12 protein-coding genes are annotated in these 12596 nt (G+C 72.0%); 8 read left to right on the forward strand and 4 right to left on the reverse strand.

Annotated features, from left to right (window positions below; all coding sequences use genetic code 11):
* Positions 1 to 26: 26 nt before the first annotated feature.
* Positions 27 to 644, forward strand: coding sequence for a GNAT family N-acetyltransferase (locus JYK04_RS02610; RefSeq protein ID WP_189743496.1), 618 nt, complete (start codon positions 27 to 29; stop codon positions 642 to 644).
* Here JYK04_RS02610 and JYK04_RS02615 read toward each other — a convergent pair.
* Entirely contained in the window at positions 622 to 1122 is a 501-nt protein-coding gene (locus JYK04_RS02615; protein WP_308444760.1) for a hypothetical protein, read from the reverse strand. The genes JYK04_RS02610 and JYK04_RS02615 overlap by 23 nt on opposite strands.
* A 361-nt stretch (positions 1123 to 1483) precedes the next feature.
* Between JYK04_RS02615 and JYK04_RS02620 the strand changes: the two genes are divergently transcribed.
* Together JYK04_RS02620 and JYK04_RS02625 are read left to right on the forward strand one after the other, a co-directional pair.
* Positions 1484 to 2038, forward strand: coding sequence for a flavoprotein (locus JYK04_RS02620; protein ID WP_189743500.1), 555 nt, complete (start codon positions 1484 to 1486; stop codon positions 2036 to 2038).
* Positions 2039 to 2339: 301 nt separating this feature from the next.
* Positions 2340 to 4241, forward strand: coding sequence for an ATP-binding cassette domain-containing protein (locus JYK04_RS02625; RefSeq protein ID WP_189743502.1), 1902 nt, complete (start codon positions 2340 to 2342; stop codon positions 4239 to 4241).
* Between the two features lie 48 nt (positions 4242 to 4289).
* Here JYK04_RS02625 and JYK04_RS02630 read toward each other — a convergent pair whose 3' ends face one another.
* A complete protein-coding gene (locus tag JYK04_RS02630; RefSeq protein ID WP_189743504.1) occupies positions 4290 to 4625 on the reverse strand; it encodes an ASCH domain-containing protein in 336 nt (111 codons plus the stop codon).
* Between the two features lie 522 nt (positions 4626 to 5147).
* Here JYK04_RS02630 and JYK04_RS02635 point away from each other — a divergent pair.
* On the forward strand, positions 5148 to 6470 hold the full coding sequence (locus JYK04_RS02635; RefSeq protein ID WP_189743506.1) for a phospholipase D-like domain-containing protein: 1323 nt from the start codon (positions 5148 to 5150) through the stop codon (positions 6468 to 6470).
* 29 nt (positions 6471 to 6499) lie between these two features.
* Here JYK04_RS02635 and JYK04_RS02640 read toward each other — a convergent pair whose 3' ends face one another.
* Entirely contained in the window at positions 6500 to 7039 is a 540-nt protein-coding gene (locus JYK04_RS02640; protein WP_189743711.1) for a GNAT family N-acetyltransferase, read from the reverse strand.
* A 98-nt stretch (positions 7040 to 7137) separates the two neighbouring features.
* Here JYK04_RS02640 and JYK04_RS02645 point away from each other — a divergent pair, with 98 nt between their 5' ends.
* Genes JYK04_RS02645 through JYK04_RS02655 form a run of 3 tightly spaced genes read left to right on the forward strand, consistent with a single transcriptional unit; the run spans position 7138 to position 10139 of the window.
* Entirely contained in the window at positions 7138 to 7749 is a 612-nt protein-coding gene (locus tag JYK04_RS02645) for a TetR/AcrR family transcriptional regulator (RefSeq protein ID WP_189743508.1), read from the forward strand.
* A 25-nt stretch (positions 7750 to 7774) separates the two neighbouring features.
* A complete protein-coding gene (locus JYK04_RS02650; RefSeq protein ID WP_189743510.1) occupies positions 7775 to 8686 on the forward strand; it encodes an SDR family oxidoreductase in 912 nt (303 codons plus the stop codon).
* A gap of 52 nt (positions 8687 to 8738) precedes the next feature.
* Positions 8739 to 10139, forward strand: a complete 1401-nt coding sequence (locus JYK04_RS02655) for a DUF7824 domain-containing protein (RefSeq protein ID WP_189743512.1) — start codon at positions 8739 to 8741, stop codon at positions 10137 to 10139.
* Positions 10140 to 10172: 33 nt separating this feature from the next.
* Here the strand turns inward: JYK04_RS02655 and JYK04_RS02660 are convergent, their stop codons facing one another.
* Positions 10173 to 11132, reverse strand: coding sequence for an MBL fold metallo-hydrolase (locus JYK04_RS02660; RefSeq protein WP_189743514.1), 960 nt, complete (start codon positions 11130 to 11132; stop codon positions 10173 to 10175).
* 185 nt (positions 11133 to 11317) lie between these two features.
* On the opposite strand from JYK04_RS02660, the gene JYK04_RS02665 reads away from it, so the two are divergent.
* On the forward strand, positions 11318 to 12580 hold the full coding sequence (locus JYK04_RS02665; protein ID WP_189743515.1) for a hypothetical protein: 1263 nt from the start codon (positions 11318 to 11320) through the stop codon (positions 12578 to 12580).
* Positions 12581 to 12596 lie beyond the last annotated feature (16 nt).

Below are 12596 nucleotides of genomic sequence, written 5' to 3' on the forward strand. Positions count from 1 at the left end.
ATACGCGTACGTCCAAGGGAAACCGGATGACAGGGTGGCGGGCGGGGAGGAAGACTCGCGGCGTGCGCGAACGTGTCGAAGTTTCCCCGGGTTTGGTGCTGCGGAGATGGGCCGTGCGCGACGCGGCGTCGGTGGCGGCCGCGTTCGCAGATCCCCTCATGCGCGAGCAGACCGGCCGGCCCATCGGTTCACCGGACGACGCGGAGCGGTGGATCGCGGAGCGTACCGCCGAGTGGGAGGCGGGCTCCGCCTTCGCCTTCTCCGTCGTCGACGGCGCCGACACCGTACTCGGACAGGTTTCGGTCGGCGCGGTGAACCGGCGGCACTCCGTCGGCTGGGTCTCCTACTGGACGACGGCTGCGGCCCGGGGGCGGGGCGTGGCCTCTCAGGGCTGCCGGGCCCTCGCTGGCTGGGCGTTCCACGAGGCCGGACTGTTCCGGCTGGAGCTGGGGCACCGGGTGAACAACCCCGGATCGTGCCGGGTCGCTCACGCCGCGGGCTTCGCGGTGGAAGGACTGCAACGCCAAAAGCTCGCCTACGACGGCATCCGCTACGACGTCGGGCTCCACGCCCGTCTGGCGACGGACCCGGAGCCGCTCTCGACGTCGCCCGGCGATCCGGTCAGTACACGAGCTTGTACGTGACGTCCTTCGGGACCGGGGCCGGTGCGGTGTCCGTGTAGAGGAGCCGGATCGTGGTGAAGCGATCGACGTCCGGGTGGCCCGGCCAGGGTTCCGGAGCGCTCAGGGTCACCGTCACCGGGTAGGACCGGAAGCGGCCCGCGGCGCAGTAGGGGACGCAGTCGTTCACCATGTCGGTGCCCGTGGCCGTCGCGGTCTTCGGCCCCCAGGTGTCCCAGGTCAGTCCGACGAGGCGGTTGTTGCCGTCCCCGCAGGCCAGCAGGTACTCCTCGGGGCGTACCTGGGACTGCGAGAAGCAGTCGACGACCACGAGGGGTTCCGCCGGAGCCGATACGGCCCGGGGGCTCTGCGCGGAGGCCGGGGCGGCGGTCGCGGCAAGAGCCGCCGCCGCACACAGCACGGTGGCGGTCCGCACCCTGGACCGGAACCAGGACCGGGATCGGGGTGCACGCATGAGCCGGCCGTCTTCTGAGGTATCCACGAGGCCCTCCTCGCCCTTCTGTCCCGCTGTCGGCGGTGCGGCTAGGTCGTCTCTTTCGGATCTTGTCGGCCGAGCCCGCGGCGTCCGGTGCCGTGCATGGCAAGGCGGAGGGGCGCGCCGTGTACTGGACGTACTCGGGCGCCGCGACAACGCGGCCAGGTGCGGTGCCGGGCGTCGCGGGCCCGGCAAGATCCGGAAGAGACGGCCTAAACCCAGCTTCCCCCATCCGGGCGGGCCGCGCACGTGGTGAGGAGTTCGGCGTCCGGGCGGGCACCTGGTACCGCAGCGACTCCGGTGCCGGCGGAACCGGCCCTGTTCCGGGGAGCGTGATCCAGCTCAAACCATGTGATCATATTGCGGCATGACCACGAAGACTCTCCACTTGCTCTGCTCCGCCGCCCCGCCCGTCTTCGACGTCGCCCGGGTCATCGAGGACGCCCAGGCCCGCGGCTGGGACGTGTGCCTCGGTCTCACCCCCACCGCAGCGCACTGGCTCTCCGAAAGCCTCGACGGCCTCGCCGTTCTCACCGGCCATCCCGTCCGCTGGCAGTACAAGCTCCCCGGCCAGCCCGACGTATGGCCCGAGGCCGACGCCCTCCTCTTCGCACCCGCCACCTTCAACACCATCAACGCGTGGGCCCTCGGCCTGACCCACAACCTCGTCGTCGGCCTCGCCGCCGAAGCGACGGGCAAGCGCACGCCCGTCATCGCGATGCCCTGCACCAACACCGCTCTCGCTGCCCACCCCCAGTTCGAGGTCTCCCTGAACACCCTGCGCAACGCCGGAGTCGAACTCCTCCACGGCGAAACGGGATACAGCTCCGACCCCGCCGACCCCGACGCCCCGCTCCACTTCCCGTGGCCCACCGCCATCAACGCCCTGGGCGCCCTCGACCACGCCGTGCCCCAGCCGTAGGGCCCGCAAGCGATTTCCGGTGAGCCGACCTCCGTACCGGCGGGTTCCGGCCAACCTCCCGTGCGTCCGGGCCCGGGAGCCCGGCGGCGCCCGAACACGATCAGCGGCCACGGCCGGGGAGCCGTCGCCGCGAGGTCGGCCAGATCCCGCTGCTCCGGCCTTCGGCCTGCGCTGTACTCACTGCCTCCAGTTCCCGCGACCACGCAGCCGCCCCTCCGCACAGCGCGGAGACGGGCTTCTCCGGCATGCGCTGCGAGCGCCGAACCGGCCTCCAAGACGATCCGGTTGAAGGAGAGGCAGCATGTCAGAGCAGCAGACCGAGGACCGCAAGACCGCCGCACCACCGGCTCCACCCACCCCACCCGCCCCACCGGAGTTCAAGTACACCTGGGGCCAGCACAACGAGACCATGGAGGCGCTGTCGCTCGGGCAGATGGCCCGCCGGGTTCCGTCCGCCCTGCGGCAGACCGCGCGGCTCGCGCTCGCCGTCAACCGCACGGCGTTCCACGTACTGGTCGCCGCCCAGATCCTCGGCGGGATCTGCACGGCGGCAGCGCTCACGGCGATCTCGCGGGCGATGGTCCCGCTCCTGACCGGCGACGGCATCGAGGAACGGATCTCGGCGGCGGCCTGGCCGCTGGTCGTCGCGGCCGCCATGACGGCGCTCGGCACGCTGGCCTCCCTCACCTCGGGCAGCGCGGCCCGCCGTCTGAATCCCGGCATGGCCACCCTCGCCGATCTCGCCATGGTCGACGCGCACATGGACGTCGAACTCGCCGCGTACGACGCTCCCGACTTCACCGAGCGCTCCGAAGCCGCCGAGACCGGATCCGCCCGCTCCGCCATGTTGCTGCAGGACGCCCTCGGCTTCACCGGCGGCCTGATCGACATGGCCGCCGTGGCGTCCGTCCTCGCCGTGGTCCACCCCGTGCTGCTGCCGCTGCTCCTGCTGTCGGTGGTCCCCCGCGGCCTCGGCTCGGTCCATGCCGCCCGCCTCGACTACCGCCTCCACAACCAGACGATCGCCTCCCGCAACATCAAGCACATGATGCGCTGGCATCTGACCACCCCGAAGCTCGCCGACGAGCTGCGCGGCAACAGCATGCGGCCGTACGCCCACCACTGGTACGCGGCCGTCTGCGAGCGCATCGACTCCAGGATGGTCGGCTCCGCGCCCCGCTACCTCACCGTCCACCTGATCGCCGCCACCGCCTCGGGGGTCTTCGTCGTGGCGACGTACGGGGCCCTCGCCGGGCTGGTCGTCGGCGGGTACATGGCGATCGCCGCCGCCGGCACGGCGATCGTCGCCATGCGGACCTCCACCGCCGCCCTCTCGCAGCTCGTCGTGTACGGGGCGGCCATGTTCCAGCACGCCCTCTACCTCGGCGACTACACCGCCTTCGTGGCCGAGGCCGCCGAGAAGTCCGGTCCGCGGGGCCCCCAGGTCATGGAGGCCGCGCCGGAGAAGATCCGCCTGGAGGAGGCCACGTACACCTACCCCGGCAAGGACACCCCCTCGCTCGGACCGGTCTCCCTGACCCTGTCCCGGGGCGAGGTCATCGCCGTCGTCGGGGAGAACGGTGCGGGCAAGTCCACCCTGATCCGGCTGCTGACCTCACTGACCGCCCCGACGTCCGGGGTCGTCTCCTGGGACGGGGTCCCGACCTCCGACGCCGACCAGCGCAGCGCCTGGCGGCACGTCGGCCTCGTCACCCAGTCGTACGGGTACTGGCCCTTCTCCGCCAGGGAGAACATCACGCTCGGCCAGCCCGGCCCGCGCGGGGAGGAGGCCGTCTGGGACGCCCTGGACGCGGTCGGCATGCGGGAGGCCGTCCAGGGGTTCCCGGACGGCCTGGACACCCTGCTGGCCCGCTCGATCTGGGGCGGGCACGAGCCTTCCGGCGGCCAGTGGCAGCGCCTGGCGTGCGGACGGGCGTTCCATCGGAGGCCGGGGCTGCTGGTCATGGACGAGCCGACGTCGGCCATGGACCCGCGCGGTGAGCACATGGTGTTCTCCGGGCTGCGGGACATGAAGGACGACCGGATCACGGTGATCGTCACCCACCGGATGGAGAACTGCCGCCTCGCCGACCGGATCATCGTCCTCGACGCGGGACGGATCACGGAGCAGGGCGGTTACGAGGAACTGGTGCGACTGGACGGCTCCTTCGCCGAGCTGGTCAGGCTCTCCCAGGACCGGTAGCCCGGCGGCGTCCGGGGGACGCGCCGGGGCCGCGCGTCCCCCGGCGCGTCACCCGAGGCCCCCGGCCCGGTGCTCCGGCCGGAAGTGCACGACGGTGATGGTGTCGGCCGGTCCGATGCCGGGGTAGTGGTACCGGAGTCGGTCGTGGAGCTCGGCCAGGTCACGGAAGCCGTCCGCCAGGGCGTCCGCCTCACTGAGCCGGTCGACCGTCTTCTCGGTGACATGCGTGACGACACCCGGCAGGGCCACCTCCTCGTCCAGCTCGAACACCAGGCTGACGGGGCCCACCTCCACCGGGTCACGGAAGCGGACGGTGGTCGTCTTCCGGCCGGCCCGCACGGCGTCGAGGTAGTCGGGATGGAAGTACAGGGACTGCGAGTTCATCGGTGAACCCTAACCCCCGTCGCAGCGGCGGACGGATCCGGGGACCGACTCGATGGAGAACCGACGCCCGGGACGGTGGCGGGGCGACGGGGGACCGCCCCCGCGCCGGGGTGCGCTCGACCCGGCACGGGGTGAAGCTGGTCCTGACGTCCTGGGCGCCGCACACGACAGCGAGCCCATCACCGCGATCTGAACCCGACGGCGAGACCGCCGGCGGCTGGACCGGGAGGCGTGGGCATGAGGGTGCAGAGCAGTTCCGGGCCGTTGCGCGTACAGGCCATCGCCGGAACGCATGTGGTGGTCCTGGGTTTCGACCACGATCGAGCCGCGATGAACGGCGTCCTCGGTTTCGCGGTCGAGCGGTTCGATCACGCGGAGGGCCAACACCGTTGGCTCGACAACCGGCTCCGGTTTCCTGAGGCAAGACGCCGATGGGGGTCCAATTGGAACCCGTTCCAGACCTTCACCTGGGGTGACTACCGTGTCAAACCGGGGCAGACCTACACCTATCGCGTGCACTCCATGACCGGAACCCCGGGGGAGGAACTCACGCCGGCGTCGACCGTCGAACTGCAGGTGCGGACCGAGGAGCCGGGCGTGCACGGTGTCTGGTTCAACCGTGGCGTGTACGCCTCACAGGCCTACGCCGAACGCTTCCAGAACCTCCATCCCGACGACATCCCCCACCGCGCGGCCTGGCGCTGGCTGTCGCGCGGCCTGGAGGAGGCGCTGCTCGCCTTCATCGGCACCGCCGACGGCGACGGGTGGCAGCTCCACGCGGCGCTGTACGAATTCGAGTACCTGCCCGTGCTCGAAGCCTTCCGCGTGGCCGCGGCGACGGGCGCGGACGTCCGGCTCGTCGTGTTCGACCACCCTGACAACCGCAAAGCGGTGACCGCCGCCGGCATCGACGACCTCGTCGTCACCTGGCGGACGCGGGCCACGATCCCGCACAACAAGTTCGTGATCGCGAGTCACGAGGGTGCGCCGCGGGCCGTCTGGACCGGATCGACCAACATCACCGAGAACGGGATCTTCGGACAGTCCAACGTCGGGCACACCGTCACCGATGCGTCGGTCGCCCGGCAGTACCGCGACTACTGGTCCCAGCTCGTCACGGACCCGACGCCCGGCACCCTCAACGACTGGGTGGACGCCGAGAATCCGATGCCCGACCCCTGGCCCGCCGGCATATCGGTCGTGTTCAGCCCGCACACGCACACCACGGCGCAGGACCGCTACGCCGATCTCTTCGGATCGGCCCAGGACCTGCTGTGCATCACGTTCCCGTTCAACCTCGATCGCCGATTCGCGGGCCGGCTCCCCGGCGACCACCCTGCGCTGCGCTGGCTGCTGTTCGAGAACGCCGGCATCGCCGACGCGCACCGGAGCCAGGTCACCGATCCCGAGACCGAGCTGGTGGCCTGCGGCCTCGTCGAGGAGGGCGGCCTCGCGGGGTGGGCGGCCGAGCACATCAATCCGTTCTCCCACAACATCGAGTACCTGCACACGAAGTACCTGCTGATCGACCCGCTCGGCGACGATCCGATCGTGGTCACCGGCTCGGCCAACTTCAGCAATCCCTCCGCGAACAAGAACGACGAGAACATGCTGGTGATCCGGGGCGACCACGGCCTCGCGGAGATCTACTTCACCGAGTTCTCCCGCCTGTTCAACCACCACCGCTTCCGGGACTCGCTCCGCCTGGCCGGGCACCAGCCGACGCCCGGCCCCGAGACGGGAGTCGAAGCCCCGGTGCCGCTCGTCGCCGGGCACTGGTCGGACAAGTACTACGACGAACCGGCGCGGATCCACCAGCGCCGGCTGCTGGCCGGCTCGCCGTAGTGCGTGCTCCACGGGCGGCGCCGTACGGCTCAGACCTCGGGAAGGGACGGGTCGGGCGTCCAGGGGCTCGGTGCGGTGACGGCCCAGCGCTCGTGGTCCCGCCAGTCCCCGTCGATGTAGAGGTAGGCGGGCGAGAGCCCCTCGTAGCGGAAGCCCAGCCGCTTGACCAGGGCGAGCGACGCCGTGTTCGCCGGCTGGATGTTGGCCTCCAGCCGGTGGAGCCGCAGGTCGGTGAAGGCGTACCGCAGGGTGGCGGCGACCCCTTCGGTCATGTACCCGCGCCCCGCGGACGGGGCGAAGGCCGCGTAGCCGAGGGACGCGCCCTGGTAGCGGCCCCGGATGATCGAGTTGATGTTGACCATGCCGACGGCTGCGCCGGTGTCCCGGACACGCACCAGGAAGCCCAGGTTGGTGCCGTCGTCGAAGCGGCGCGTCCAGACCTGGAACTCCTGCGCGGTCGCCGGTAGCTGCATCCATGGCCGGTGCAGCTCGGAGCTGGCCCGCACGAGCGTGCAGAACTCGTCCTGGTCGGAGGGGGTGAGCGGGCTCAGTTCAACACGTTTCGGCATATCGATCACGGACCGAGGTTAGGGCCTGGCGGGCCGCGGGGGCACGGATTCCGGCATGCTTTAATAAATGCACGTGCATTTATTAAAGAGGAGCGACGGTGGCCGGACGTCCCCGCGGGGTGGAAGACGAGGTGATCCTGCGTGCGGCGGCCGAGGTGATGGGACGGGTCGGGCCGTCCGGGCTGACGCTGGCGGTGGTAGCCCGCGAGGTCGGGCTGGTGCCCGGCACGCTCGTACAGCGGTTCGGCTCCAAGCGCGGCCTGATCCTGGCACTGGCCGATCAGTCAGTGCGGGACACGGACGCGCTGCCCGACCGGGTCCGCGCGGAGCACGGCTCGGCGCTCGGGGCCCTGGCCGCCCTGCTCGCGGAGTGGACGGCTCCGATGGTCTCGCCGCAGACCTTCGCCAACCATCTGGCGTTCCTGTGCATGGATCTCACGGACCCCGAACTGCACGAGCGGGCCCTCGCCGTGCACGAGGCCCAGCGCCGGGCGGTCGGAACGCTGCTGACGCAGGCCCTGTCCACGGGCGAGCTCCGTGCGACGACGGATGTCGAGGCGCTGACCGCGACCGTGCAGGCCGTCACCTCCGGCGCGGGTCTCGTCTGGGCGCTCGACCGCCAGGGCACCATCGTCCAGCGCGTCCGGCGCGGGCTAGACGCCGTGCTGGCCCCCCATATCGCCGCCCACACCGCCACCGCCACCGCGTGAACCCGCTGGAAGACCTGGAGAAGAGATGACGACGAGGACACGACGGCTCGCCGGAAAGGTCGCGCTGGTCGCAGGCGGCACCCGCGGCGGCGGGCGGGGGATCGCCATCGAGCTCGGAGCCGCCGGCGCGACCGTCTACGTCACCGGCCGCAGCAGCGGAACGCAGCGCTCCGATCTCGACCGCCCCGAGACCATCGAGGAGACGGCCGAGAGGATCACCGCCGCCGGAGGTGTGGGCGTCCCGGTCCGCACCGACCACAGCGACCCGGAAGAGGTCCGGGCCCTCGTGGCGCGGATCGCTTCGGAGCAGGACGGCCGGCTCGACGTCCTGGTCAACTCCGTCTGGGGCGGCGACCCGCTCACCGACTGGGAACACCCGCTGTGGGAACAGGACCTGGACCAGGGCCTGCGCCTCCTGCGCCGGGCGGTGGAGACCCATGTGATCACCAGCCGGTACGCGCTGCCGCTCATGGTCGCCCGCGAGAGCGGCCTGGTCGTGGAGGTCACCGACGGCAACACCGCCCGCTACCGCGGCTCCTTCTTCTACGACCTGGCGAAGTCGGCGGTGATCCGGCTGGCCGTCGCTCAGGCCGCCGAGCTGCGGCCGCACGGTGTCGCGGCCGTCGCCCTGACCCCGGGGTTCCTGCGCTCGGAGGCGCTGCTGGAGCATTTCGGAGTCACCGAGGCCAACTGGCGTGACGGCGCCGCCGCGGACCCGAACTTCGCCCACTCCGAGACCCCCGCCTACCTGGGGCGGGCGGTCGTGGCCCTGGCGGCCGACCCGGACGTCATCGCCAGGACCGGCCGGGCGCTGGCCACCTGGGACCTCTACAAGGAGTACGGGTTCACGGATGCCGACGGCACCCAGCCCGACTTCGCCGCACACTGGGCCAGGAACCTGGAGGCGGAGTACGGGCCCCTCGGCGACCCGCTCTGACACCGCCGCACCCGCGGCGGCGCTGTCAGTGGCAGGGGCTAGCCTGCGTCACATGATCAGGGGGGAATTCGCCGTACCGTCACTCGGTGCGCTCACCGACGAGGTCGCGGCCGTGCTGGCCGGTCGCCACGACCCCGGCGTGGTGCCGTTCGAGCGGGTGCTGAACGCCGTGGTGAGCCACGGCTTCCGGGACAGGGAGGCACTGGCCGCAGCGCTGGGTTCCGTCCCGCGCGAGTTCAAGGTGAAACCGCACGCGCAGGTGCGGTGCACGGCCGGCATCGTCGGCGCGGCGGTCGGTCCGGTACGGGCGGAGGAGTCCTGGGAGAAGAACGCCGGGGCGGGCTGGCTGGAGCTGTGCCAGCACGTGGCGCTGGACTACATAGCCGGTGCGCGCGCCGACGAGGTCGCCGCCCGGTTGCGGGCCGGTGACCACGTGCCGTTCCTGCTCTCCGTACCGAGCGGGCCGACGGGTGCGGTGGAGCCGTACGAGCTGGTGGAGCGGCTCGCCGAGTACGAGCGTCTCGGCGTCCGGCCCGGACCGGCGGACCTGGGGCAGGCATTGCTGCGGTGCGGCGGCCGGATCGACCCCGAAGCGGTGCGCGCCGCCGAGCGGTTGGAGATTCCGGAGGGGGCCCGGGTGACCGCCTGGCTGCGGCAGGGCGGTCTGCCCCGGCCGGCGTGGTGGCGGGAGCGCGAAGCGGGTGAGGCCGAGCGTCCCAGCAGGCGCCGGGGAGCGCGCATCGGCCGCCGGATCCTGGTGGGCCACGAGGCCATCGAAGGCCGCGGTGCGTTCCCCCGGCAGTTCTGGTCACTGTTCCGCATGTTCGAGCCGGCCATCTCCTGTCCCCACTGGTCCCTGCCGGACTACCGGGACGCTCACACGGTGGCCACCCTGCCCTGGCATCCGGAGATAGCCGCGGCCCGGCTGCTGACGGGCGTCGCGTCGGCGGCCGATCAGGACGGCTGCGGCTCCCCCGCCTTCCTGGAGGCGCTGGCCTCGGCCGACGGCCCGGCCGGGCCCGCCGTGCATCTGGCCGTGGCCTACGGGCTCGCCTCCGTCCCCGAGCCCGACCGGGAGGCCGCCCGGCGGGCACTGGTGGTGCTCGCCTCGCGGGGCCGGCTGGACGGCGAGCTGCTGGGCCGGGAGCTGACCGAACTCGTGGGGCTGGGCACGCTGAGGGTGCCCCTGCTGACCGGGTCGCTGCGGGCGGCCGTCGCCGTACCGGAGGGCGCCGGGGCCGTGTGGGCGGTCCTGGCCACCGCCCTCCCCGGCCTGCTGGCCCGTACCCGGCCCCAGGTGCACGGGGCGCTGCTGGCCGTCGCGGCGGACTCCGCCCGGCTGTCGGGCGCGCGCGGGGAGCTGCCCGAGGTGACGGCGCTCGCGCGGCGACCGGGCTCGTCCCAACTGCTCGGGCAGGCGCGGAGATTGCGGGAAGCGCTGGCGGTGGTCTGACCCGGCGGCCCCGGGACGTACGGCCCGCGGCTGTCAGCCGTGCTGGTGCTGCTCGGGCAGCAGGCTGTCCGGGTGCGCCCACAGCAGTACGTTGTCGGGCCGCTCGTCGCGGAAGAAGTCCAGGACGTCCTGGTCCGAGTGACGCAGGCTGAAGTGGGTGAGGACGAAGAGGGTGTCCGGGTGGGCCTCGACGACGGGCTTCAGCCGGCTCCAGACGGTGTGTCCGACCCGGTCGGCCCGCTCCAGCTCGGCGTCGTCGAGATACGTGCACTCGGTGATGACCACCGGGTACTCGAAGAGCCAGGGGTTGTCCTCGAAGACGCTGACGTGGGTGTCGCCGAGGAAGGCGAACAGCGGCCTGCGCACCTCGCGTTCGACCTCGGCGCCCGCCTTGCGGCGCTGCGCCAGGATGCGGCCGAACTCCGCTCCCCGGCCCTGTTCGGCGAGGGCGCGGCGCAGTTCCTCGTACTCGGGCAGCAGGGCCTTGCGGCGTTCGGCGAACGCGTAACCCACGCAGGGCACCTTGTGCACGCACTCCACCACCCGTACGTGGTGGCCGCGGCGCCCGAAGGTGAACTCGTCGCCGCCGCACACCCCGTGGAGCCGGCAGCCCGCGGCGAGGGCCGGATCGTAGGCGCTGCCGTGGTTCAGTTCGGCGGAGGCCCGCAGAAAGGCCTCCGCGTACGGCACCGCCGCCGCGGGCAGGTGGATGTCGACCCCGTCCGGCCTGGCCGCGAGGTGATCGAGGTCCTTGGAGTGGTCGTGGTGGGTGTGCGTGAGGAAGACGGTTTCCGGCTGACGCCCTTCCACCAGTCCGGCGTCGAGCGCGCAGCGCAGTTCGGGGATGTGGAAGAACGTCTTGTCGTTGGCGCGCGAGTACCCGGTGAGGGTGAACTCGGTGCCGGGTATGCGCCAGGTCTTCCACTGGCGGAACGGGTGTCCCCGCTCCAGCCGTTCGGGGTGGGCGGGGGTCCGCGCAGGTGCCGGTGTCATCGGTGCCTCCGTCGGACCGCCGTGATCGGGTGAAGGCCCGATCGTAACGGGCGCCGCCCCGTCGCGGCCCGCCGTTTTCCTCCCCCGTCCCACCCTTCCCAATGCACCGGAACCGGTGGACGCCCGTTCCCCGAGGACCCGAAGATGGGGCCGGTCCGCGTCCGGTGGGCCGCGAAGGGAGTGCCATGACGACGTCCCCGGCGGCCGGCAGGCCGGCTCCACCGCCGAGCACCGCCAAAGAGGTCCCGGACAAGGGCAAGTGGGCCGTCAAACCGCTGAACGACGGCAAGTCGGCCTACGCGTTGCCCACCGAGTGGAAGTCCGGCGCCCTGCACCACAAGATCTCCAAGGAGCGGCTCAGCTCGATCGCCGAGCAGCTCGCCCCGGCCTGGAACGCGAAGGACTCCCGGCTCCAGGGGGCGGCGCGGACGTTCTGGAATCTGTGCTGGGCGGTGGCCGGCGAGAGCGTCGCCCAGGCCGTGGCGATGGCGGGGCACGGCGGCAGCCCCAACCCGCACCGACTGCTGTGGAATCTCCCGCTGATGGTGTCGCTCGGCCCGCAGAGCCCGGCGAACGACCCGGGCATGAACTTCGACCCCGACACGGAACCGGTGCCGGGCGGCGCGGGCACCCGTCGGATGGACGCCGTGTCGATCGCGCTCAAGGAGCTGGAGACCGCCTGGCTGACCGCCGCCGACGCGGACGGCGGGCGCGGCGTGTACGACGCCGCGCTCTGGACCACCCTGCACCGGCACCTGCAGACCGCGCACATCGCCGCCGAACGGATCCAGCGCGGTGAGCGGGTGCTGTACCCGCCGCTGCGCGAGCAGTGGGTGTACGACGCCACCACCAAGCAGAACCTGCGCAAGGGCCTGACACCGTTCCCGACGCCCGAGCAGGGCCTGCGCCTCTTCGCCGGGGCCCGGTCGAACGCACCGTCGATCGCGGCGTACGCCGCCTCCGGAGCCGCCGCCGCGACCGCCACGGTCCGCGCCGCCGTGGGCGGGCGGCAGGTCACCCTGCGGCTGACGGCGGCCGAGGAGAACGTGCACCACGTGTGCGTACGCCACACGCTCACGTTCTTCGACTTCACGGACGCGTCCCGGCCCCGGCCCGTCAACACCTTCTGGCCCGACGTGCGCACCTTCGCCGACACCACGGCCCTCGCCGCCGCGCTGCTGCCGGGCATCGGACGCAGTTGTCTGCTCGAACTGGACCGCACGCTGGGCAACGTGGCCGAGGCGGCCGACTGGCTCGACGAGGTCCTGGAGATCTCCAACGCGGACGTCGACGGCCGGCTCGTCTTCTACAACGTGCAGTTCACCGAGGTGAACGGTACGGACGCGGCTCCCGCCGTCGAGGCCGTCATCGAGTCGTTCGCCCCGGACGGCTCCGACGGTCCGGGCTTCACCCGCGGGGATCTGGACCTCATCGCCGGACGGCTGTAGCACCGGCCGGGGAAAG

Source organism: Streptomyces nojiriensis (assembly GCF_017639205.1).
GTDB classification, from domain to species: Bacteria; Actinomycetota; Actinomycetes; order Streptomycetales; family Streptomycetaceae; genus Streptomyces; species Streptomyces nojiriensis.